The following is a 21,110-nucleotide window of genomic DNA, read 5'->3' on the forward strand; positions in this document are numbered from 1 at the left end:
CTGTCCGTGTCCAAACTGGCTGCGCCAATAACGCCTGGTGGGATAGGCTCTAAGCAAAAAAAATCTGCACACGCTATCTTTTTATATCTGTCCTGGGTAATGAACGACAGGAAAAACATGATGCGGCCTGAAGAGATTTATCAGCGAATAGAGGCAAAGAATTGGCGGCATGTCTGGGTGGTCGGCGATATTCACGGCTGTTTTTCAATGTTAATGAAAAGGTTACGTGAGTGTCGATTTGATCCGCAACAAGACTTGTTAGTTTCTGTGGGCGATCTCATTGATAGAGGCCCGGACAGCCTGGGTTGCCTGGGTTGCCTGGCTTTACTGCGTGAGTCCTGGATGACGGCGGTTCGCGGCAATCATGAACAAATGGCGCTGGATGCGCGGGCCTCATTGCCGTCAACGCTGTGGTTGATGAATGGTGGCGACTGGTTTACCCGCCTGACGGCTGAACACGCTGCGCAAGCTGAAGCGCTTTTTATCCTTTGTCAGCGGCTGCCCTGGATACTGGAAATTCGCTGCCGCCATAGCACGCATGTGATCGCTCATGCAGATTATCCAGCGTCAACCTATCAATGGCAAAAAAAGGTCGATTTACATCAGGTTCTCTGGAGCCGCGAACGACTCATAAATAAGCGCGGCGGGATTAGCGGTGCCGATCATTTTTGGTTTGGCCATACGCCGTTGCGTCGGCGCATGGATTTCGCCAACATACACTATATTGATACGGGCGCGGTATTTGGCGGGCAATTGACGTTAGCGCGGATACAATAGCGGTATCAGCGACCAGGGTTAAAAATCGCTATATTGCTGCGCAGGTCGCCAGAAGCCGTCGATAAAATCCTCTACCGGAAAACAGCCGCCATGGCGAATCCGTTGATCGTCCATCGAATAAAGACATTGCTGCTCGGTATCGTAGATGTCCACGACAATATCCTCGCATCCTCCATCCAGGTAACATACAAAAAGTACCAGTGCGAACATTACATCCTCAATGTTAACTACTTTACACGATAGTGTAGGAGAGGTTAGCGCAGGGGGGAAATGAGAAAAGGAAGAATAAATAACCCGCCTGGCGACGGGTTCTTTTTGAGTCAGGCAAGACGCATAACCCAGGCATCAGATTTAGGATCGTAATGATTACGGAACAAAACGGAATGTTCCCCGTTGAGAATGGCGGGAACGCTGGTTTCGGCATCCCAGGCGTCCAGTTGCATACATAAATCCGGATCGGATTTACAGGGAATAGTTAACGTTCGCTCCCCCGGCGATTCGCCATGTAATTCGGCATCGTCGATTTCAAAAGCGCCAATGCGCACACTGGTTTTCATCATCGTGCTCTCCGTTAATACGCTAATTGTGGTACGACCAGTTTAGCCGTCCATTTTTCAGCGTAGTCAACGTACGCAAAAGCGCCAGTCAAAAAGTGCGGTTTTTTTGTGCGCCTTTTAGCTGTTATCAGTAAAGAGTTTGCCATCACGTACCAGTTCACGCGGGTAACTGTTCTTTATTCTGGCGCCGATACGTTTTGCCAGACCAAGAGGCTGATGCTGGAACGTCACCAGGACATCATCAGCGGCAGGAGGTGTTTGCGGATAAATATCCCGACCGCGATACCACTCCTCCGCCTCTTGCGCAGAAAGTTCGAACGCGTGAGCATGAGTCGGGCAGGCAAGGGCTATCGTTGCCTCATGTTGCCAGCGATAGCCTTTATTATGACTTTCGGCCAGCTTAATGCCGAGCCGGGAAAAACGGACTTTTCCGATCAGTGATTCAATCTCTGCCGGGAACAGCCAGACCTCTTTTTCACGCTGCCAAAGATGGAGATTTTCATCCCATAGCAGTCCGACGGCGTTGGCCGCTTGGGTAACGTGTAATGCTTCACGGCCTTTGAGGGGGGTAAAAGGAAACGTCCCCACTTTATACCCCGGTGCGGGCATGGCTGGAAGGGATGACATTTTACGCAGACGTGCGACAAAGAATCCTTCGCAGTCGTAAATTTGCGGGAAGACGTGCAGGAAGCCCTCCGGGGTGAGGGCGCGGTCAGCGTCAGAAAACAGATCACCCAGCGGCAAAAATTCAACGGCGTCGGCGTAGGTCTCTTTCAGCCAGAGGCAGACCTCTTCGTTTTCCTGGCGATTTAACGTGCAGGTGGAGTAGACCAGCGTGCCGCCGGGTCGTAAAGCATGAAAAGCGCTGTCGAGCAGTTCCCGCTGTGTCGCCGCGATATCCAGATTGCTTTCTGGCGACCAGTTTTTTAGCGCATCAGGATCTTTACGTACTACGCCTTCGCCAGAGCAGGGCGCATCCAGCAGGATAGCGTCAAACATCTCCGGTAACGCAGCGCCAAATACGCGGCCATCGAAATGCGTCAGTGCGGTATTGGCGATTCCACATCGGCTGATATTAGCGTGCAGAACTTTGACGCGGCTGGCCGAAAATTCGTTGGCCAGAATGGCGCCGCGGTTCCCCATGCGGGCAGCGATCTGCGTGGTTTTGGAGCCAGGCGCCGCTGCCATATCCATGACCCGCTGCGGATGATTACCATCGGCGAACAGAGCCGCGACCGGCAGCATCGAACTGGCCTCCTGAATGTAAAACAGGCCGCTTAAATGCTCAGCGGTACTGCCAAGCGGCAATGCCTCTTCATCATCGCGCTCGATCCAGAATCCTTCATGACACCACGGAATTGGCGTGAGTGACCAGCCGTAGGGCGCGATTAGGGCAAGGAAATCAGCCACGGATATTTTAAGCGTATTGATGCGTATACTGCGGCGCAACGGGCGTTGGCAGGCCGAAATAAATTCATCAAAAGAGAGCGTGGAAGGCATTGCTTCACGCATTTGCGTCAGAAAAGCGTCAGGAAAATAGACAGCGTGTTGAGCCACAGGTGTATCGCCGGCAAAAAAACAGGCGCGCAGTGTAGCATAAAACGCTCCGGCGCGAGTACGCCGGAGCCTGGTGTTTAACGTGGCAGAGCGGTGCCCCATTCACGCCACTCTTTCGGTTCGCTCTCTTGTAACAGGAAATGCTTACCGGCTTGTGCTTTTGGCGCCAGCGGCGTACCAGGTGGAGTAGCGAAGGCGATACCGCCACGGATGAACTGATTAAATGTCCCCGTTTTCACCACGCCGCCTGTCAGACCAAAGTCGAGACTATAGCCGGAGGCAAGCCAGAATACGGAGTTATTACGCACCAGATATTGGTAACGCTTACTGATGCGCAAGGTGATCATCACGCGATCGGAGAGCGACCCCAGAGACATTCCGGTGACGGTTCCCACTTCGATACCGCGGAACAGGACGGGGGTGCCAATATTAAGCGAGCCTGCTTCTGGCGCCTCCACGACGATGCTTAACCCATCCAGATAGCGTGAGTCGGTAATCGTGGCTTCCTGCAGTTCAAAGTCGCGCCGCGCCGCGCCGCGTCCTGGCTCAACGTTAATATAGGGCTGGAGAATCGTATCCAGATGCTCGACGCCCGCCGCGGAAATTTGTGGCGTAATAACGGAAAAACGTGTCCCGGCGCGGGCAAATGTCTGTACGTACTCCGGATAAAGTACGGCTTTTGCCTGCACTTCATTACGTGCGGTGATCAATTCCAGCGTCTGGATCTGGCCGATATCAATACCGAGGTAACGAATTGGCATCCCTTCCGCCAGTTTTCCGGCGTCGAACGCGTGCAGCGTAATTTGTCCGCCTACCGCGCGAGCGGAAGTTTCTGAAGCATAAAGAATGCGTTTATCGCCTTTGTGCCGGCTGGCGCTGGCGCCGCTCAGGTTATCAAAACTAATAGCCCCTTTCAGCGCGCGGGAGAGTGGCGAGGCCTGTACCGTTAGGCCGCTGCCGTTAAGTTGCACTTTCGCGCCGCCTTCCGCCCAGAACACGCTATTGCTGGTTAACAGGTGGCGATACTCCGGCTTAATATGCAGGTCGATGTCAAAGGTATTGGCGCGTGGGCGAACGGTGATGACTTCGCCTACTTCAAATTTTCGATACAGCACGACGGAACCTGCCTGGACATCCGGCAACGTTTCGGCCGTCAGCGTCAGGGTGGTAGTCGGTAAGTCACTAAGGCTATTTTCAAGCGCTTTTTCCAGGTTAGCATAGAGCGGGTAGGTGGATTTCATCTTCCCGCCCGTACCGGGTAAAATACGAATTCCGCCGTCAATCCACTCGCGGGCGCTGGCGCCGAGGAACTCTACGCCGTCAAGGCCGACTTTGACATCCACCCGGCTGTTGACCACGAATTTACTGTCGCCCTGCACCAAATCCCGGTGCTGCGGTTCAATCGCGACGGTGAATGACACGCCTTTACTGGATAAGTTGCGCTCAATGACCTGGCCAATTTTTACACCATGTAAAATTAACGGCTGGCCCGGTTCGATGCCGTAACTTTCCGGGGCTGTCAGCGTCAGGGTTAAGGCATTCGCCTCATGCAGCAGGGCTTTTTCACCCGGCACCACCACAAATTCACTGCGCGGTTCGCCGTCGCCCGGCACCAGCTCGAAGGTTTTTCCGGTTAACAACGAACTGATATTCGCGTCGCTCAGCGACAGTTTGGGATTGCGTAACTCAATACGCGTATTTTCCCGCATCAGCGGAACAACGCTGGGATCGACGGTCATCTCTCCGGTGACTTTACCGCCAGGGTTGAGCGTCAGTTTAGAAAGCTCACCCACCTCCAGTCCCTGGTACATGAGCGGCGTAGATTCCGCCTTCAGACCGTCTCCGCTGGGCAGCTCAAGTTTAACGATTACCCCTCGTTGGCTGTGGGCTAAATCTTTATATAAGCCGAACGTGTCATCCTGGGCGGCGGGTTTGGAATTGTCCGGCGAGTCAAACGCAATCGCGCCATTGACCAGGGCCGCGAGGCTTTCCAGTTTCACCTTCGCGCCGCTCAGGCTTAGATCGGCGTCAACGCCGGAGACATTCCAGAAACGACTGCCTTTTTTCACCAGATCGGTAAACCGTCGCTCAATCAGAACGTCAATCGTAACGCCCTGTTTGTTAGGGTTAATCGAATAGTCATACACCCGTCCGACAGGGATTTTACGGAAATAGACCAGTGAACCGCTATTAAGCGAACCGAGATCTGGCGCATGGAGATGAATCATCAGATCGCCGTTGCTAAGCCGGTATTTAGGCTGTGTATCCAGGGCGACGAAATGATCTCTGGGCTTGCCTTTACCTGGCATCATACCGATGTAATTCCCGCCGACCAACGCATCCAGGCCGGAAACGCCCGCCAGCGAGGCTTTGGGCGTCACCAGCCAGAATTGCGTCTCTTCGCGCAACGCATCTTCCATATCTGATTTGATACTGACGCGAACTTCAATTTTGCGCAGATCTTTGCTCAGGCTGACATCTTCCACGGTGCCGACCTCTACTCCCTGATAGCGAACGGGAGTACGGCCTGGTACGATACCGTCCGCCGACATAAAATCGATAGTCACGCTATTGCCGCGATCCTGGTAGCTATCCCACACTAGCCACCCTGCGATCATTAGCGCGATAAGCGGTAGCAGCCAGAAAGGTGAAATACGGCGTTTGGTTTTAATTTGCGCTTCAGTCTTCGAAGCGGGCGTTTCCTGACTCATGTGCATCCCAAAGTAAGCGGCTATCCAGCCATTCCACTGCAAGAATAGTCAAAATTACCGCTGCGCCGAAATAAAACGCAGCCGGTCCCATAGTAAAAGCCAGAATCTGATCGCGATTAATCAGAGACATGGTTAACGAGATAACGAAAAGATCCAGCATCGACCAGCGGCCTATCCATGTCACCAGACGCAGCAACAGAATTCGCGTCCGCAGTCCCTGTTCGCATTTAAAATGGATACTCAACAGTAGCGTAAACATCACGATGACTTTGGTAAACGGCACCAAAATACTGGCGATAAAAACGACGGCGGCGACGGCGATATTGCTGCCGGCAAGCGACATAATGCCCGACAGGATAGTATCTTCCTGACGTCCGCCATTAATGTAGATTACCGAGATAGGCAGCAGGTTTGCCGGCAGCAAAAAGACAATAGACGCCAGCAAGGCCGCCCAACACTTTTGTATGCTCTGTTTTCTGCGTAACCGTAGCGGAATATGACAACGCGGGCAGCGTCCTTTCGCATCCGGATAGCCGCTAAAGTGGCAGCCAAGACAGACGCGCAATCTTTCGTCCGCACGTTGAGCAGGGCGCTGCGGGTAAAATCGTTCCCATAGTTGCTCCACATTCAGATGAATCATAGTCAGAATGCTAAGAACCACCAACGAGACGAACGCTAAAAGCCCGATGCCCGGCTGCAGAAAGGCATAGTCCTGCACTTTGATAGAGGCAACGCCAATACCGACCAGATAGATGTCCAGCATCACCCACTCTTTCAGTTTTTCCAGCATCAGCAGGACTGGACGCAGATTGATGCCGAGAAGGCTGCCAAACCACAGATAAGCAATTGAAAAAACTAGAATAAGCGGCGCGCCCACTACGCAAAAGAGCACCATTGCGGCGGTTAACGGATCGCCCTGTTGCGTCATTTGCCAGATGCCGTGCATCACATTGGCATCAATGCGTACGCCCAACAGGTAGATATGGAGTAACGGTTCGCTCCAGGCAAACGGCATCAATAGCAGCATGGTTACCGCCATCGCGGTCAGCCGCGTCAGCGACCAGTCGCGCCCATCGCGAATTTTGGCCTGGCAACGAGGACAATAAGCGCTTTGATGAGCGCTCATCTCCGGCAAGCTGAACAGCATGTCGCATTCAGGGCAGCGCTGGTAGTGGCTGCGCGGCAGCGCTTCGCTAATTGACCTGATCGTTAGCTTTTTTGTTGGCGTGACGTGCGAAGTGTTCAGAGCCATGTATCGTGAATCAAAGTGTTAGAATAATGTAATCTTAACTCATGACAGGAATAATCTTGAGCAAGAACGCATTTAATGCTTATTTTAATAGCCTGTGTTTAGGAGTAAGACCACGAAGTGATTATATAATGAGCAAAACAGAGCTATACGCGGCGTTAAACCGCGATTTTCAGTCGTTAATGGCAGGTGAAACCAGCTTTCTGGCTACGCTGGCCAATACCAGCGCGCTACTGTTCGAACGTCTTACCGAGGTGAACTGGGCGGGGTTTTATCTCCTCGAAGGCGATACTCTGGTGTTGGGGCCGTTTCAGGGGCGAATCGCCTGTGTGCGGATTCCGGTTGGTCGCGGCGTGTGCGGCGCAGCGGTAGCGCAGAATAAGGTTCAACGTATTGATGATGTTCATGCGTTTGACGGCCATATTGCCTGTGATGCCGCCAGCAACGCCGAAATTGTGCTGCCTGTCACGGTTGGCAAACGGATTATCGGCGTGCTGGATATAGATAGCACGGCGTTTGGCCGTTTTACCGAAGAAGATGAACACGGCCTGCGTACGCTGGTCGCACAGCTTGAAACCGTGCTTGCAACGACGGATTACAAAAAATTCTTTGCGAGCGTCGCAGGATAATCAACGGATAACGTAGCAATTACTGATGGCGTCATTATAATGACGCCTGTTCATGCCTGCTGCTTGTTGGCTACGTCCGTTGTAATCAGGAAATTTCATGGAAAATCAACCTAAGTTGAATAGCAGTAAAGAAGTTATCGCGTTTCTGGCCGAGCGTTTTCCTCACTGTTTTAGTGCGGAAGGCGAAGCTCGCCCGCTGAAAATTGGTATTTTTCAGGATCTGGTAGAGCGAGTTGGGGGCGAAATGAACCTCAGCAAAACGCAACTTCGTTCCGCTTTACGTCTTTATACTTCAAGCTGGCGTTACCTGTACGGCGTTAAGCCGGGCGCAACGCGCGTCGACCTTGATGGCAATCCGTGCGGCGAGCTGGAAGAACAGCATGTCGAACATGCGCGTAAGCAGCTTGAAGAAGCCAAAGCCCGTGTTCAGGCGCAGCGCGCAGAGCAGCAAGCGAAAAAACGCGAAGCTGCCGCGGCGGCTGGCGAAAAAGAAGACGCGCCGCGACGCGAGCGTAAACCTCGCCCGGTAGCGCGTCGTAAAGAAGGCGCTGAACGTAAACCTCGCGCTGATAAACCGACGACGAAAGCGCCGCGTGCGCCTCGCGAAGAGAAGCACACGCCGGTTTCTGATATTTCAGTATTGACCGTAGGGCAGTCCCTCAAGGTGAAAGCGGGTAATAATGCGATGGATGCCACCGTATTAGAAATCACCAAAGATGGTGTCCGTGTACAGCTGAATTCGGGTATGTCTTTGATTGTACGCGCAGAACACCTGGTGTTCTGAAACGGAGGCCAGGCCTGGCATGAACACTTTTTTTAGGCTTACCGCGTTAGCTGGCCTGCTTGCATTAGCAGGCCAGTCCTTCGCCGTGGAAGATATTACGCGTGCCGATCAAATTCCCGTACTAAAGGAAGAGACGCAACATGCGACGGTGAGCGAGCGCGTAACGTCGCGTTTTACCCGCTCCCACTATCGCCAGTTCGATCTGGATGAGGCATTTTCGGCAAAGATTTTTGATCGCTATCTGAATCTTCTCGACTATAGCCACAACGTTTTGTTGGCGAGCGATGTCGAGCAGTTTGCGAAAAAGAAAACCGTGTTGGGCGATGAGCTGCGCACCGGTAAGCTGGATGTTTTTTACGATCTTTATAACCTGGCGCAAAAGCGCCGGTTTGAACGCTACCAGTACGCACTAAAAGTGCTGGAACGGCCAATGGATTTCACCGGAAACGATACGTTTAACCTGGACCGCAGTAAAGCGCCCTGGCCGAAAGATGAGGCTGAGCTAAATGCGCTGTGGGATGGTAAAGTGAAATTCGATGAGCTCAGTCTGAAACTCACCGGCAAGAGCGACAAAGAAATTCGCGAAACGCTGACGCGTCGCTACAAATTCGCTATTCGACGCCTGACGCAGACCAACAGTGAAGATGTGTTCTCGCTGGCGATGACCGCTTTTGCGCGTGAAATCGACCCGCATACGAATTATCTTTCTCCCCGCAATACCGAGCAGTTTAATACCGAAATGAGCCTGTCTCTGGAAGGTATCGGCGCGGTGCTGCAAATGGATGACGATTATACTGTCATTAACTCATTGGTTGCCGGCGGCCCGGCCGCGAAGAGTAAGTCGATTAGCGTCGGCGATCGTATCGTCGGCGTAGGGCAGGCCGGAAAACCGATGGTCGACGTGATTGGCTGGCGTCTTGACGATGTGGTGGCGCTGATCAAAGGGCCGAAAGGCAGCAAGGTCCGACTGGAAATACTGCCGGCTGGTAAAGGGACGAAAACGCGTATCATCACGCTGACGCGTGAACGGATTCGTCTTGAAGATCGCGCGGTTAAAATGTCGGTGAAAACCGTCGGCAAGGAAAAAGTTGGCGTACTGGATATTCCAGGCTTCTATGTCGGCTTGACCGATGATGTCAAAGTTCAGCTTCAGAAGCTGGAAAAACAGAACGTTAACAGCATCGTTATCGATCTGCGTTCAAACGGCGGTGGGGCGCTGACGGAAGCCGTTTCGCTTTCCGGTCTGTTTATCCCTTCTGGTCCGATAGTTCAGGTGCGCGACAATAACGGCAAAGTGCGTGAGGATAGCGACACCGACGGCGTGGTCTACTACAAAGGCCCGCTGGTGGTGCTGGTCGATCGTTTCAGTGCCTCGGCATCGGAAATCTTCGCTGCTGCGATGCAGGATTATGGTCGCGCGCTGATTGTCGGTGAGCCGACCTTCGGTAAAGGGACGGTACAGCAATATCGCTCGCTAAACCGAATTTACGATCAGATGCTTCGCCCGGAATGGCCTGCGCTGGGTTCGGTACAGTACACTATTCAGAAGTTTTACCGTGTCAACGGCGGTAGTACGCAGCGTAAAGGGGTCACGCCCGATATCATCATGCCGACCGGCAATGAAGAGACGGAAACCGGAGAAAAATTTGAAGATAACGCCTTGCCGTGGGATAGCATTGATGCGGCGAAGTACGTGAAATCGGACGATTTGACCCCGTTTGGTCCGGAATTATTGAAAGAACACAACGCGCGTATCGCCAAAGATCCTGAGTTTCAGTACATCATGAAAGATATTGCACGTTTCAATGCCATGAAGGATAAGCGCAACATCGTCTCTCTGAATTATGCGCAGCGTGAGAAAGAGAACAATGAAGAAGACGCTCTGCGTCTGGCGCGTATTAACGATCGGTTTAAACGTGAGGGTAAACCGTTGTTGAAGAAACTGGACGATCTGCCAAAAGATTATCAGGAGCCGGACCCGTACCTTGATGAAACGGTGAAGATTGCTCTGGACCTGGCGCATCTTGAAAAAGAAAAACCAGTGGAGCAGGCGGCAGCCGATAAGTAACGCTAAACAGGCACAAAAATTGTGCCTGTTTTTTTTTAACAAGCGCAGAAGTCGTCAGGATAATGCTACAAAATGTAAAGTTGTGTTTTTCTCGTGACTTACCGCCTGGTGATGCTTGAAAATGGCCATAAGACCCATACGATGTGGGTAATCGCATAGTGCGCTTTGTTAAATTGAGGTTAAAAGAAAATTATGATGCGAATCGCGCTCTTCCTGCTGACGAACCTGGCCGTGATGGTCGTTTTCGGGCTGGTTCTGAGCCTGACAGGGATACAGTCGAGCAGCGTGCAAGGCTTGCTGATCATGGCGCTGCTGTTTGGTTTTGGCGGTTCTTTTATTTCATTGCTGATGTCCAAATGGATGGCGTTAAAATCCGTAGGAGGGGAAGTTATTGAACAGCCTCGCAATGAAAGAGAACGCTGGTTGATGAACACCGTAGCAACGCAAGCGCGCCAGGCCGGTATCGCCATGCCGCAGGTTGCTATCTACCATGCGCCGGACATTAACGCGTTTGCGACGGGCGCACGCCGTGACGCCTCATTGGTCGCTGTGAGCACCGGTCTGTTGCAAAACATGAGCCCTGACGAAGCGGAAGCCGTCATTGCGCATGAAATCAGCCATATTGCCAATGGCGATATGGTGACGATGACGTTGATTCAGGGGGTGGTTAACACCTTCGTTATCTTTATTTCGCGCATTATCGCGCAAGTTGCTGCTGGTTTTCTGGGCGGCAACCGTGATGAAGGCGAAGGAAGTAACGGTAATCCGCTAATCTATTTCGCCGTTGCGACGGTGCTGGAACTGGTCTTCGGTATTCTGGCGAGCATTATCACCATGTGGTTCTCCCGTTACCGTGAGTTTCATGCCGATGCGGGATCGGCGAAACTGGTAGGCCGTGAAAAAATGATTGCCGCGTTGCAGCGCCTGAAAACCAGCTACGAGCCGCAAGAAGCGACCAGCATGATGGCGTTTTGTATTAACGGTAAATCGAAATCGTTAAGCGAGCTGTTTATGACGCACCCACCGCTGGATAAACGCATTGAAGCGCTGCGTAGCGGTGAGTACCTGAAATAATAAACCCACTGGCAAGTATGAAAAGCGCGTCGAATGACGCGCTTTTTTTACGCCTGAACGCGTGGTTGCGTAATACGTAAACCGCTCACTACCGCCGCGAGAGTCGCCAGGATCGCCGCTGCGAGCAGCGAAAGGTGCGTACCGCTATCGCCAAACTGGTTCAACATCAGCGCTACCAGCGCGGCGCCAGTACTTTGGCCTAACAGTCGCGCCGTGCCCAGCATCCCGCTGGCGCCACCGCTGCGCTCACGCGGCGCGGAAGTGACAATGGTGTGATTATTCGGCGACTGGAACAGGCCAAACCCTGCGCCGCAAAGGATCATCGGCCAGATAATATTCAGATCGGAGGGGGAGCCTGGCAACATGACCAGCGCAAACAACCCGGCTGCCATTATCACCATTCCCAGCGCCCCCAGCAAACCGGCATGAAGACGTTCTATCAGGTATCCCGCCAGCGGCGCCATCACCATCGTTGCCAGCGGCCAGGGCGTCAATAACAGGCCGGTTTCTACTTCGCTACGGCCCAGCACGGTTTGCAGATAAAAAGGTAGCGAGACCATGGCTAACATTTGCGCGCAGAACGAGCAAATTGACGTGCCGATCGAGAGTGAAAAAAGCGGAATGCGTAACAAGTCGATGGGTAACAAGGGTACGGGCAAAGAAAGCTGGCGGCGCACGAAGAAAAACCCGACCACGACCAGAACGAGCAGTTCTGCGCCAATCAACATTAGCGACTGTCCCTGGGCAAAGCCGCTCAATGCGGTAATCAGCAGGCCAAATGTGAGCGCATTCATTACCGCGCTCGGTAAGTCAAAGCGCGGCTTAGTGTCATGGGCGATGTTTGCTGGTAAAAAGCGTATGGCCAGAATTAACGCGATGATACCTAACGGGACATTAATCAGAAACAGCCATTTCCATGATGAGATGGACAGGATCGCCGCGGCGATCGTCGGACCTGCGGCGGAAGAGACTGCGACGATAAAAGAGTTAATTCCCATGCCTCGTCCCAGATGGCGCTGGGGGTAGATAAGACGAATCAGCGCCGTGTTTACGCTCATTAGCGCCGCGCCGCCAAATCCCTGCGCGATGCGCGCCAGCGTCAGCATCTGCAGCGAGTCTGAAAGCGCGCAAAACAATGATGAAAGCAGAAATACCACTAAACCACATTTGTAGATCCGGCGATAACCAAACATGTCGCCTAAAAAAGACAGGGAAAGCAGTGAGACGACAATGGCGATTTGGTACGCATTGACAATCCAGATAGAGCTGGCAGGGGAGGCATGTAAATCAGTCGCAATGGTTGGCAGCGCGACATTAGCGATTGCGCCATCCAGAACCGCCATCGAAATACCGATAATAATCGTCAGGATAGCGCCGTATCTCTGCGGGAGGGGCAGGCCATCGGCCCGTGTTTTTTCCATAAGTATTTTGTAATAAGGGGGATTATGAGCTGAATAATAATGTTAGCATCAATACTGAGTCGTTATATCGCAGATTTGTAACGAAGTAAGCAAAGATGGATTGCGGGCGACCTGGCGTGAAATTATAATAAAAACTCGTTCTGAATTTTATAAAACGCTCGTAATGAGGTGATAAATGGCAAACGCAGATCTGGATAAGCAGCCTGATTCTGTATCTTCTGTGCTGAAAGTTTTCGGCATTCTGCAGGCGCTGGGTGAAGAGCGTGAAATAGGGATTACCGAGCTATCGCAGCGCGTCATGATGTCGAAAAGCACCGTTTATCGCTTTTTGCAAACCATGAAAACGCTGGGCTACGTGGCCCAGGAGGGGGAGTCTGAAAAATACTCTCTGACGCTAAAGCTGTTTGAGCTGGGCGCGCGAGCTTTGCAAAATGTTGATCTCATCCGCAGTGCGGACATTCAGATGCGCGAACTGTCTCGTCTGACAAAAGAAACTATCCATCTTGGTGCGCTGGATGAAGACAGCATTGTCTATATCCATAAAATTGACTCTATGTACAATCTGCGGATGTACTCACGTATTGGGCGTCGTAATCCGCTGTACAGTACGGCCATCGGTAAAGTGCTTCTGGCCTGGCGCGACCGTGATGAGGTTAAGCAGATTCTCGACGGCGTAGAGTATAAGCAAAGCACTGGACGTACGATTACCAGCACTGAAGCGTTGCTGCCGCTGTTGGATGAAGTGCGTGAGCAAGGTTACGGTGAAGATAACGAAGAACAGGAAGAAGGGTTACGTTGTATCGGCGTACCGGTATTTGACCGTTTTGGCGTAGTCATCGCAGGGTTAAGCATTTCGTTCCCGACGCTGCGCTTCTCAGAAGAACGCCTACAGGAATATGTGGCTATGTTACACGCCGCCGCGCGTAAAATTTCTGAACAAATGGGTTACAACGATTACCCCTTCTAAGCAACGTTATTAGCATGACGTTAAAAAAAAGCAGCTGCGAAAAATGTAGCTGCTTTTTTTATAACATAGAGCGGGATGAAATCGTAAAAGAAGATAATATCCGTCGGCTTATTTAACGGTTATTAAAATATTATTTAACAGTGCTTATAAACAACAGCCAAAATAGGAGAATTTATTGGTGATAGTTTCACTGTGAAATTATTTATTGCCGCTTAGCCATTATCCACTACGGTGGCGCTTTTTCTGAAAATGGGACAGTCGGAAAAGCCAATAATGCCGCTGTTGGTATGGAGATATTGCGCTGTGCTGGTGCCGCGTGCGGTCAGGTAATGGCACTGTAAACCCAGCCCCGCAGCGTTCACTTTACTTCCCACCAGGACGCCATAGCCGCTCATCAGCAGGCCTATCCACACCAGGGCAAACAATACAATTGCGCGAATGATCAAACGCATTACTACCTCTTTTCTTTTTTAGTTAGAATAAGAGTAGCGTGTACATTGATTGAAACAAGTGAATCATTCCTAAAAACATATAATGCCGCTACAGTTACTCCTGGTTTAAGTAACTCATGATAATTTAGCGACATAAGATGTAAGATCGGAGAGTGGAGTGAAAAAATTTCGATGGGTCGTCCTCGGCATCGTGGTGGTAGTATGCCTGTTGCTGTGGGCGCAGGTGTTTAATATCATGTGCGATCAGGATGTACAATTTTTCAGCGGTATTTGCGCCATCAATAAATTTATTCCCTGGTAAACGTTTTACACCAGAGATTTCCTTCCCGTGTAGCAGTGGTAGAATGACGTCTCTACATTGAGGTGGTGAAATGAACGACGTTTTAAACTCTGGTGCGTTTTCTCTTGCATCTTTAATAGTATCAATGGTGGTTCTGGTGGTGGGGCTGGCGCTCTGGTTCTTTGTCAACCGGGCAAGTTCCCGTGCCAACGAGCAGATAGAACTGCTCGAAGCGTTATTGGATCAACAGAAGCGGCAAAACGCGTTGTTACGCCGCCTTTGCGAAGCAAACGAACCAGAAAAAGAAGCGGAACCCGCAACAGCGGCAAGCGAACCAAAAGAGGATGAGGACATCATTCGTCTGGTTGCAGAACGATAATGCTTACCGGGGCGCAAATGGCGCCAGTGTCATACGCCCCATTTCCCCGTCGGATCTGTCCGCGTTGCCGTTTGCAACTGATACTACAGCATCAACACCTTACATAATATATGGCTTTATATGAAACATAGTTTTATATGTATAACAAATGGATATATGTCAATTTTGTGATACCGCTCATTCTCTATTAAAAGCGAAACGTTTCTCTCTCTTTATGGATTGTCATTGTTTGTTCATTATTTTAAGGCATTCTGTAAAGACGCAGAACATCACAAAAAGCGGTGTCGAAAATCGCTTTTCTTTTCTATTATTTTGATTAAAAGGTGTTTTTTATCATTGTGACAATTTATGCATAACTCAGCATAAAAAGTGATATGAAAAATACAGCTTTTAAATGTGATTTGATGCACTGGAAGAAGCGAAGTTATTGAGCTATGGTAGAAAAATGGCTTTTCAGCAGTGACGTTGTCAGGAGTCCGTCAGCGCGTGAGGATATATCTTTCGCAATTTTGTTGCATAAACGTGCTGTCAATTTGTGAAGGTTCTCGTAATTTGTGCGACGGATCGAGACACGTTTAAAAATGGCTTGCCATAATTAACGTTGTATGTGATAACAGGCTTTGGGTTAAACGAGGTACAGTTCTGTTTATGTGTGGCATTTTCAGTAAAGAAGTCCTGAGTAAACACGTTGACGTTGAATACCGCTTCTCTGCCGAACCTTATATTAGTGCCTCAAGCAGTAATGTCTCAGTTTTATCTATGTTATGCCTACGGGCAAAGAAAACACTCTAAGGAATTTTGCAAATGGCAAAGATTAAAGGTCAAGTTAAGTGGTTCAACGAATCCAAAGGTTTTGGCTTCATTACTCCGGCTGACGGCAGCAAAGATGTGTTCGTACACTTCTCCGCTATCCAGGGCAATGGTTTCAAAACTCTGGCTGAAGGCCAGAACGTTGAGTTCGAAATTCAGGACGGCCAGAAAGGTCCGGCTGCTGTTAACGTAACAGCTATCTGATCGACACCACTGATTTGATGCGTTTGTCGCGTCAGCCTCAGATATAAAGCCTCGCTAAAACCGGGGCTTTTTAATTCAATATCCTTCAAAATGTGTCTGGATGCACTCTCGTTAGCGATTTGTTGCAAAGGCGCGAGGTTATTAGCATTGTTTTTTCTGGTTTTTCCCGCCGTTTCCCGTTAAATCAATCACCTGAAAAATGATTCGGCTGGAGATCAGGTGAAAAAGAAAAGCGACGGCGATACCCGTAATTTTACGCCCATACGTTTTGCACTACTTTGCACTGCCATTCTGCTCAGTATGGCATTGTTGTTAGGGCGGGTGGCATGGTTGCAAATTGTTACGCCGTCGAAACTGGTGAAACAAGAAGATATGCGCTCGCTTCGTGAAGTGACTACGGCCTCTCCACGCGGCATGATCACCGACAGAGAAGGGCGGCCCTTAGCGGTGAGCGTTCCGGTTAATGCTGTCTGGGCCGATCCGAAGACTATCATAAGCAAAGGCGGCGTTGGCTACAATGAGCGCTGGCAGGCGCTGGCCAGCGCCTTACATCTGTCGCTCAGTACGCTTGCGGAACGGGTAAACAGTAACCCGGCAGGCCGTTTTATCTACCTCGCGCGCCAGGTTTCACCCCAGCAAGCCGAATGGATAGATAAACTGAATCTACCGGGTATTAACCTGCGGGAAGAGTCGCGCCGTTTTTACCCTGCCGGACACGTAGCGGCCAATTTGATCGGCTTTACCAATATCGACGGGCAGGGAATAGAAGGTATTGAAAAGAGCTTTAACGCGCAACTGACGGGAAAACCGGGCTCCCGGCTGGTGCGTAAAGATAAATTTGGTCACGTTATTGAGAACATTACGGAAGTGAATCCGGTTCCTGCTCATGAACTTCAGCTTAGCATTGATGAACGTCTGCAAACGGTTACCGAAGATGCGCTGGATAACGCCGTCATCTGGAACAAAGCGGAATCCGGCGCTGCCGTATTGATTAACATCCCAACGGGTGAAATTCTCTCGATGGCGAGTTACCCGGATTTCAACCCGAACAACCGTGAAGGCGCGCAGTTGGACGATTTTCGTAACCGCGCGATTAGCGATACTTTCGAACCTGGTTCTACTGTGAAGCCATTGGTCATTATGACTGCGTTACAGCAGGGCATCGTGCAGCCGGACAGCGTTATCGATACCCATCCTTTTACTCTCGATGGACACCGTATCCGCGACGTCGGTTACTATCCGGAACTGACATTAACCGGCATTTTGCAAAAATCCAGCGATACCGGCGTTTCTCACCTTTCTCTGGCGATGCCGGTGCAGAAATTAATGGATACTTATAAAAGCTTTGGTTTCGGCGTGCCTACCGGACTGGGTCTCACCGGAGAGAGCAGCGGGTTATTACCGAAACGCCGTTACTGGAGTGATTTAGATCGCGCTACCTTCGCTTTTGGCTATGGATTAATGGTGACGCCGCTGCAACTGGCGCATGTTTATGCCACGATTGGCAGCTTTGGTATCTACCGTCCGTTATCGATCACCAAAGTTGATCCGCCCGTGATCGGCACGCGGGTAATGCCGGAAGAACTGGTGCACGAGGTGGAACATATGATGGAGAGCGTCGCGTTGCCTGGCGGCGGCGGAACAAAAGCCGCAGTAAGAGACTACCGTATTGCGGTCAAAACCGGGACGGCGAAAAAAATTGGCGATGATGGTAAATACGTCGATAAGTATGTGGCATATACCGCAGGCGTCGCGCCGGCAAGTAACCCCAGGTTTGCGCTGGTGGTGGTGATTAATAATCCACAAAATGGGGCTTATTATGGCGGCGCGGTATCTGCGCCCGTATTCAGCCAGATCATGGGCGATGTGCTGCGGCTGGAAAATGTTGAGCCAGACGGTATGCCAGCCGATTCAGATCACCTTCTGGTGATGCATGGCAGCCACGTTGCGGTTCCGGGCTCGTAAAGGATTTTCCCGGGGCGCAATTCGCGTTACACTTGCGCCCTTTAGCGCCCCAGTCCGGAGTTGTCATGTCGTTTACCTGTCCGCTTTGCCATCAGCCGCTTACGCAGATGAATAACAGCGTTATATGCCCACAGCGCCATCAGTTTGATGTGGCGAAAGAGGGCTACATCAATCTGCTGCCGGTACAGCATAAACGTTCGCGCGATCCGGGCGACAGTGCCGAAATGATGCAGGCGAGGAGAGCGTTTCTTGATGCGGGCCATTATCAGCCGCTGCGCGACGCGGTGATTAACCTGTTGCGCGAGCGGCTGGATCAGTCGGCCACGGCGATTCTGGATATCGGCTGCGGCGAGGGGTATTACACTCATGCTTTTGCCGAGGCGTTGCCGGGAGTCACCACGTTTGGACTGGACGTTGCTAAAACGGCGATCAAAGCGGCAGCGAAGCGCTATTCGCAGGTGAAGTTTTGTGTGGCGTCAAGCCATCGACTGCCCTTTGCCGATGCGTCAATGGATGCGGTGATCAGAATCTACGCCCCGTGTAAGGCGCAGGAATTGGCGCGTGTGGTGAAACCTGGTGGTTGGGTCGTTACCGCCACGCCGGGGCCGCATCATCTGATGGAACTAAAAGGGCTCATTTATGATGAGGTGCGTTTACATGCGCCGTATACCGAGCAGCTCGACGGATTCACATTGCAGCAGAGTACCCGCCTTGCTTATCACATGCAGCTCACCGCCGAAGCGGCTGTAGCACTGTTGCAAATGACGCCATTTGCCTGGCGCGCCAGACCAGAAGTGTGGGAACAACTGGCTGCCAGCGCCGGACTTAGCTGCCAGACGGATTTCAACCTTCATCTCTGGCAGCGTAACCGTTAACCGTGAAAATGCGTCCAGAGGATCTGGACGCCAATTCCTATCAGTACGACCCCGCCGAGAATTTCAGCACGCTTACCCAACATTGGGCCGATAAAGCGACCGATCATCATTCCGAGGGTGGACATGATAAGCGTGGCGCAACCGATAGCTAATGCGGTAGCGATGATGTTTACCTGCAAAAACGCCAGACCGACGCCAACCGCCATCGCATCAAGACTGGTCGCGATAGCCGTCGTGACTAATAGCCAAAAGCTGTGGCGGCGTAACGGTGTTTCATCTTCATCGCTACCGCCGCGGATACCTTCGATGATCATGCGTCCGCCCAGAAAGATCAGCAGAACAAAGGCTATCCAGTGGTTCCATTCCAGAACGAATTTACTCGCCAATATCCCCAGCCCCCAGCCGATTAACGGGGTCAGCGTTTCAACCGCGCCAAAGATAAGACCGGTACGCAATGCTTCTGAGAATTTGGGTTTATGTAGGGTGGCGCCTTTGCCAATTGATGCCGCGAAAGCATCCATCGACATGCCGAAAGCGAGAAGAATAGTAGCAGTAAAGTGCATGACAACGTCCTGACCGGGGTATCCATTAAACACATCACTGCCCCCAGCAAACATGCATGTCGCCATTCTGTGACGAAATACACAGCAGTTGATGCGCCTATGGTCTCGCCTGACCAGCGGCGGCTGGTCCGTACGCGCCACGTTTTGCAACGAGTATGTTGACGCGTACATTTCCGGAGTCTGGAAATCGGCTACTCCCCAATTGACGGCGCAACATTAACATATTTTTAGAATATAAAACAACAGCGATAAAATATTATTTGCCTTCTAATTGAAAACGATTTTCATTTAGATTTATTCATCAATAAAACGTTAAATTAAATAACAATTGGTCAATAGAAAATATAGCCTTAGCTATATTATGATTCGAAATAAAATTCGAAAAACATAGTTGAGGCTATATCTTAGATTATTGATTTTCAATAAGAAGCTTATATATTTTTTCCAGATCGTCGATATTGCGTACACGGATAAGTAAGCGTCGTTGTTCTAATTGCATCACCAGTACGCCGTCCTCCGATAAATTCATCTCTTTAATACGGTTATATTCTATCCAGACATTGGCGAAGAAAAAGCCACGTTGTTTAAAGATGATCCGTGGCGTGCGGATCCAGAATATATAAAACCCCATTAACGCCAGCGCACTTAATAACCATGTGGTCATCTGCGCTCCGTGGCTGGTTACGTTGTTATAAATAAGGATGGCGACCAGCCCAACGAAGATAACGCTGTCTACGCGACCACGGCGAAGCAGGGCTATAGAAAGCAGAGTGGGGCCATTGCGACGGGGCATGATGAACTGATCGTAGAGAGCGTAAGCCAATAATGCGGCAACAAAGAGAATCAGCACCAGGTCCGTGATAGTCATTTATCCTCCAGAGAAATAAAAAAACGGGGCCGTTTGGCCCCGGTAGTGTACAACAGTCTTACTGGCCCAGCAGTCCTACGGAGTAGCCGGCGATACCGATGACGAAGAAGCCCACGATAATCCACAGCGGGTTAACTTTCTTACGCAGCAGCCACATACAGGCAAAGGTCAACAGTAACGGAACCAGACCCGGCATCAGCTGGTCGAGTATGGTTTGCACGGTGGTAACGCGTGTCTGACCATCCTGACCGGTGATGGTGGAGACCACCAGCGGGATATTCACATGCGTCCACTTGTTAACCAATGCCCCCATGACAAACAGGCCGAGGATTGACGCCCCCTCAGTCAGTTTTTGCAGGAAGCCGCCGCCCATATCTTTAACGATATCGACGCCTTTGCGGTAGCCATAAGCCACGCCATAATAACGGGTCGCCAGACGCACCAGGTTAAACAGGATGAAAAACAGCAGCGGACCAAGCAGGCTGCCGCTCATTGCAATACCTGCGCCCAGCGCCGCGAATACCGGACGGACGGTACCCCAGAAGATAGGGTCGCCGACGCCTGCCAGCGGTCCCATCAGACCGACTTTGATACCGTTGATAGCACCATCGTCAATCTCTGCGCCGTTCGCACGCTTTTCTTCCATTGCCAGGGTCACGCCCAGTACCGGCGCCGCAACGTAAGGGTGGGTGTTAAAGAACTCCAGGTGACGTTTAATCGCCTGTTTACGCGCGTCATTATTCTCCGGATACAGGCGACGAATCGCTGGTACCATAGAGAAACAGAAGCCCAGCGCTTGCATACGTTCGAAGTTCCATGACCCCTGGAACAGGTTAGAACGAAGAAATACGCCGCGAATATCGCTCGGAGTGAGTTTTTTCTCGGTGGTAGTTTTAGTCATATCAACCATTTCGCTCACC

Annotated in this window: 22 protein-coding genes and 1 riboswitch; of the genes, 12 read left to right on the forward strand and 10 right to left on the reverse strand. The window is 51.2% G+C overall.

What is annotated here, in order from left to right:
* Positions 1 to 117: 117 nt before the first annotated feature.
* On the forward strand, positions 118 to 777 hold the full coding sequence (gene pphA, locus ACLD4K_RS11695; protein WP_411011926.1) for a protein-serine/threonine phosphatase: 660 nt from the start codon (positions 118 to 120) through the stop codon (positions 775 to 777).
* 18 nt (positions 778 to 795) lie between these two features.
* On the opposite strand, the gene ACLD4K_RS11700 is transcribed toward pphA, so the two are convergent.
* From ACLD4K_RS11700 to yebS, 5 genes are all read right to left on the reverse strand, one after another.
* The gene (locus ACLD4K_RS11700) at positions 796 to 987 is read right to left on the reverse strand and encodes a YebW family protein (protein ID WP_000457838.1); all 192 of its coding nucleotides are present in this window, start codon (positions 985 to 987) and stop codon (positions 796 to 798) included.
* 110 nt (positions 988 to 1,097) lie between these two features.
* On the reverse strand, positions 1,098 to 1,334 hold the full coding sequence (locus ACLD4K_RS11705; RefSeq protein WP_024131167.1) for a YebV family protein: 237 nt from the start codon (positions 1,332 to 1,334) through the stop codon (positions 1,098 to 1,100).
* 117 nt (positions 1,335 to 1,451) lie between these two features.
* Entirely contained in the window at positions 1,452 to 2,891 is a 1,440-nt protein-coding gene (gene rsmF, locus ACLD4K_RS11710) for a 16S rRNA (cytosine(1407)-C(5))-methyltransferase RsmF (protein ID WP_411011903.1), read from the reverse strand.
* Between the two features lie 77 nt (positions 2,892 to 2,968).
* The gene (locus tag ACLD4K_RS11715) at positions 2,969 to 5,602 is read right to left on the reverse strand and encodes an MlaD family protein (protein WP_411011904.1); all 2,634 of its coding nucleotides are present in this window, start codon (positions 5,600 to 5,602) and stop codon (positions 2,969 to 2,971) included.
* Positions 5,571 to 6,854: a membrane integrity lipid transport subunit YebS gene (yebS, locus tag ACLD4K_RS11720; RefSeq protein ID WP_411011905.1), complete on the reverse strand. Its 1,284-nt coding sequence runs from the start codon at positions 6,852 to 6,854 to the stop codon at positions 5,571 to 5,573. The genes ACLD4K_RS11715 and yebS overlap by 32 nt, the downstream gene beginning before the upstream one ends.
* A gap of 128 nt (positions 6,855 to 6,982) precedes the next feature.
* On the opposite strand from yebS, the gene ACLD4K_RS11725 reads away from it, so the two are divergent.
* From ACLD4K_RS11725 to htpX, 4 genes are all read left to right on the forward strand, one after another.
* Complete coding sequence (locus ACLD4K_RS11725) at positions 6,983 to 7,480, forward strand: GAF domain-containing protein (RefSeq protein WP_002953015.1); 498 nt, start codon at positions 6,983 to 6,985, stop codon at positions 7,478 to 7,480.
* 97 nt (positions 7,481 to 7,577) lie between these two features.
* Positions 7,578 to 8,264, forward strand: a complete 687-nt coding sequence (proQ, locus tag ACLD4K_RS11730) for an RNA chaperone ProQ (protein WP_000431401.1) — start codon at positions 7,578 to 7,580, stop codon at positions 8,262 to 8,264.
* 19 nt (positions 8,265 to 8,283) lie between these two features.
* Positions 8,284 to 10,332, forward strand: a complete 2,049-nt coding sequence (gene prc / locus ACLD4K_RS11735) for a carboxy terminal-processing peptidase (RefSeq protein WP_411011906.1) — start codon at positions 8,284 to 8,286, stop codon at positions 10,330 to 10,332.
* A 192-nt stretch (positions 10,333 to 10,524) separates the two neighbouring features.
* Positions 10,525 to 11,406 (forward strand): protease HtpX, encoded by an 882-nt coding sequence (gene htpX / locus ACLD4K_RS11740; protein WP_183059767.1) that lies wholly within the window; start codon positions 10,525 to 10,527, stop codon positions 11,404 to 11,406.
* Between the two features lie 47 nt (positions 11,407 to 11,453).
* On the opposite strand, the gene ACLD4K_RS11745 is transcribed toward htpX, so the two are convergent.
* Positions 11,454 to 12,827, reverse strand: a complete 1,374-nt coding sequence (locus tag ACLD4K_RS11745; RefSeq protein ID WP_183059598.1) for an MFS transporter — start codon at positions 12,825 to 12,827, stop codon at positions 11,454 to 11,456.
* A gap of 175 nt (positions 12,828 to 13,002) precedes the next feature.
* On the opposite strand from ACLD4K_RS11745, the gene kdgR reads away from it, so the two are divergent.
* Complete coding sequence (gene kdgR, locus ACLD4K_RS11750) at positions 13,003 to 13,794, forward strand: DNA-binding transcriptional regulator KdgR (protein WP_411011907.1); 792 nt, start codon at positions 13,003 to 13,005, stop codon at positions 13,792 to 13,794.
* 212 nt (positions 13,795 to 14,006) lie between these two features.
* Here the strand turns inward: kdgR and yobH are convergent, their stop codons facing one another.
* Complete coding sequence (yobH, locus tag ACLD4K_RS11755) at positions 14,007 to 14,246, reverse strand: invasion protein YobH (protein WP_411011908.1); 240 nt, start codon at positions 14,244 to 14,246, stop codon at positions 14,007 to 14,009.
* 157 nt (positions 14,247 to 14,403) lie between these two features.
* Here yobH and mgrB point away from each other — a divergent pair, with 157 nt between their 5' ends.
* From mgrB to rlmA, 6 genes are all read left to right on the forward strand, one after another.
* Complete coding sequence (gene mgrB / locus ACLD4K_RS11760; RefSeq protein WP_000714547.1) at positions 14,404 to 14,547, forward strand: PhoP/PhoQ regulator MgrB; 144 nt, start codon at positions 14,404 to 14,406, stop codon at positions 14,545 to 14,547.
* Positions 14,548 to 14,617: 70 nt separating this feature from the next.
* The gene (locus tag ACLD4K_RS11765) at positions 14,618 to 14,905 is read left to right on the forward strand and encodes a YebO family protein (protein ID WP_001000660.1); all 288 of its coding nucleotides are present in this window, start codon (positions 14,618 to 14,620) and stop codon (positions 14,903 to 14,905) included.
* A 648-nt stretch (positions 14,906 to 15,553) separates the two neighbouring features.
* Positions 15,554 to 15,697 carry a DUF2627 domain-containing protein gene (locus tag ACLD4K_RS11770; RefSeq protein ID WP_001537930.1) on the forward strand — a complete coding sequence of 48 codons (144 nt, stop codon included), beginning with the start codon at positions 15,554 to 15,556 and terminating at the stop codon, positions 15,695 to 15,697.
* A 12-nt stretch (positions 15,698 to 15,709) separates the two neighbouring features.
* Positions 15,710 to 15,919, forward strand: a complete 210-nt coding sequence (cspE, locus tag ACLD4K_RS11775) for a transcription antiterminator/RNA stability regulator CspE (RefSeq protein ID WP_001062678.1) — start codon at positions 15,710 to 15,712, stop codon at positions 15,917 to 15,919.
* Positions 15,920 to 16,138: 219 nt separating this feature from the next.
* Complete coding sequence (ftsI, locus tag ACLD4K_RS11780) at positions 16,139 to 17,884, forward strand: peptidoglycan glycosyltransferase FtsI (protein ID WP_000730322.1); 1,746 nt, start codon at positions 16,139 to 16,141, stop codon at positions 17,882 to 17,884.
* A 65-nt stretch (positions 17,885 to 17,949) separates the two neighbouring features.
* On the forward strand, positions 17,950 to 18,759 hold the full coding sequence (gene rlmA / locus ACLD4K_RS11785) for a 23S rRNA (guanine(745)-N(1))-methyltransferase (protein ID WP_183059602.1): 810 nt from the start codon (positions 17,950 to 17,952) through the stop codon (positions 18,757 to 18,759).
* Here the strand turns inward: rlmA and mntP are convergent.
* The 3 genes from mntP to ACLD4K_RS11800 all read right to left on the reverse strand — a co-directional run bounded on the left by mntP (position 18,756) and on the right by ACLD4K_RS11800 (position 21,100).
* Positions 18,756 to 19,322 (reverse strand): manganese efflux pump MntP, encoded by a 567-nt coding sequence (mntP, locus tag ACLD4K_RS11790; RefSeq protein ID WP_411011909.1) that lies wholly within the window; start codon positions 19,320 to 19,322, stop codon positions 18,756 to 18,758. The two genes, rlmA and mntP, sit on opposite strands and share 4 nt — an antisense overlap.
* A 111-nt stretch (positions 19,323 to 19,433) precedes the next feature.
* Positions 19,434 to 19,535, reverse strand: a riboswitch (yybP-ykoY riboswitch).
* 196 nt (positions 19,536 to 19,731) lie between these two features.
* A complete protein-coding gene (locus ACLD4K_RS11795) occupies positions 19,732 to 20,190 on the reverse strand; it encodes a DUF986 family protein (RefSeq protein WP_411011910.1) in 459 nt (152 codons plus the stop codon).
* Between the two features lie 58 nt (positions 20,191 to 20,248).
* Entirely contained in the window at positions 20,249 to 21,100 is an 852-nt protein-coding gene (locus tag ACLD4K_RS11800) for a PTS mannose transporter subunit IID (RefSeq protein ID WP_001518647.1), read from the reverse strand.
* Between the last annotated feature and the right edge of the window lie 10 nt (positions 21,101 to 21,110).

The sequence above is a fragment of the Salmonella sp. 741265055_HSA genome (assembly GCF_046569525.1).
GTDB lineage: Bacteria > Pseudomonadota > Gammaproteobacteria > Enterobacterales > Enterobacteriaceae > Salmonella > Salmonella enterica.

Coding starts and splice junctions, on each gene's coding strand:
- pphA (WP_411011926.1), top strand. CDS start 118: ATGATGCGGCCTGAAGAGATTTATCAGCGAATAGAGGCAAAGAATTGG.
- ACLD4K_RS11700 (WP_000457838.1), bottom strand. CDS start 987: ATGTTCGCACTGGTACTTTTTGTATGTTACCTGGATGGAGGATGCGAG.
- ACLD4K_RS11705 (WP_024131167.1), bottom strand. CDS start 1,334: ATGAAAACCAGTGTGCGCATTGGCGCTTTTGAAATCGACGATGCCGAA.
- ACLD4K_RS11715 (WP_411011904.1), bottom strand. CDS start 5,602: ATGAGTCAGGAAACGCCCGCTTCGAAGACTGAAGCGCAAATTAAAACC.
- yebS (WP_411011905.1), bottom strand. CDS start 6,854: ATGGCTCTGAACACTTCGCACGTCACGCCAACAAAAAAGCTAACGATC.
- ACLD4K_RS11725 (WP_002953015.1), top strand. CDS start 6,983: ATGAGCAAAACAGAGCTATACGCGGCGTTAAACCGCGATTTTCAGTCG.
- proQ (WP_000431401.1), top strand. CDS start 7,578: ATGGAAAATCAACCTAAGTTGAATAGCAGTAAAGAAGTTATCGCGTTT.
- prc (WP_411011906.1), top strand. CDS start 8,284: ATGAACACTTTTTTTAGGCTTACCGCGTTAGCTGGCCTGCTTGCATTA.
- htpX (WP_183059767.1), top strand. CDS start 10,525: ATGATGCGAATCGCGCTCTTCCTGCTGACGAACCTGGCCGTGATGGTC.
- ACLD4K_RS11745 (WP_183059598.1), bottom strand. CDS start 12,827: ATGGAAAAAACACGGGCCGATGGCCTGCCCCTCCCGCAGAGATACGGC.
- kdgR (WP_411011907.1), top strand. CDS start 13,003: ATGGCAAACGCAGATCTGGATAAGCAGCCTGATTCTGTATCTTCTGTG.
- yobH (WP_411011908.1), bottom strand. CDS start 14,246: ATGCGTTTGATCATTCGCGCAATTGTATTGTTTGCCCTGGTGTGGATA.
- ACLD4K_RS11765 (WP_001000660.1), top strand. CDS start 14,618: ATGAACGACGTTTTAAACTCTGGTGCGTTTTCTCTTGCATCTTTAATA.
- ACLD4K_RS11770 (WP_001537930.1), top strand. CDS start 15,554: ATGTGTGGCATTTTCAGTAAAGAAGTCCTGAGTAAACACGTTGACGTT.
- cspE (WP_001062678.1), top strand. CDS start 15,710: ATGGCAAAGATTAAAGGTCAAGTTAAGTGGTTCAACGAATCCAAAGGT.
- rlmA (WP_183059602.1), top strand. CDS start 17,950: ATGTCGTTTACCTGTCCGCTTTGCCATCAGCCGCTTACGCAGATGAAT.
- mntP (WP_411011909.1), bottom strand. CDS start 19,322: ATGCACTTTACTGCTACTATTCTTCTCGCTTTCGGCATGTCGATGGAT.
- ACLD4K_RS11795 (WP_411011910.1), bottom strand. CDS start 20,190: ATGACTATCACGGACCTGGTGCTGATTCTCTTTGTTGCCGCATTATTG.
- ACLD4K_RS11800 (WP_001518647.1), bottom strand. CDS start 21,100: ATGGTTGATATGACTAAAACTACCACCGAGAAAAAACTCACTCCGAGC.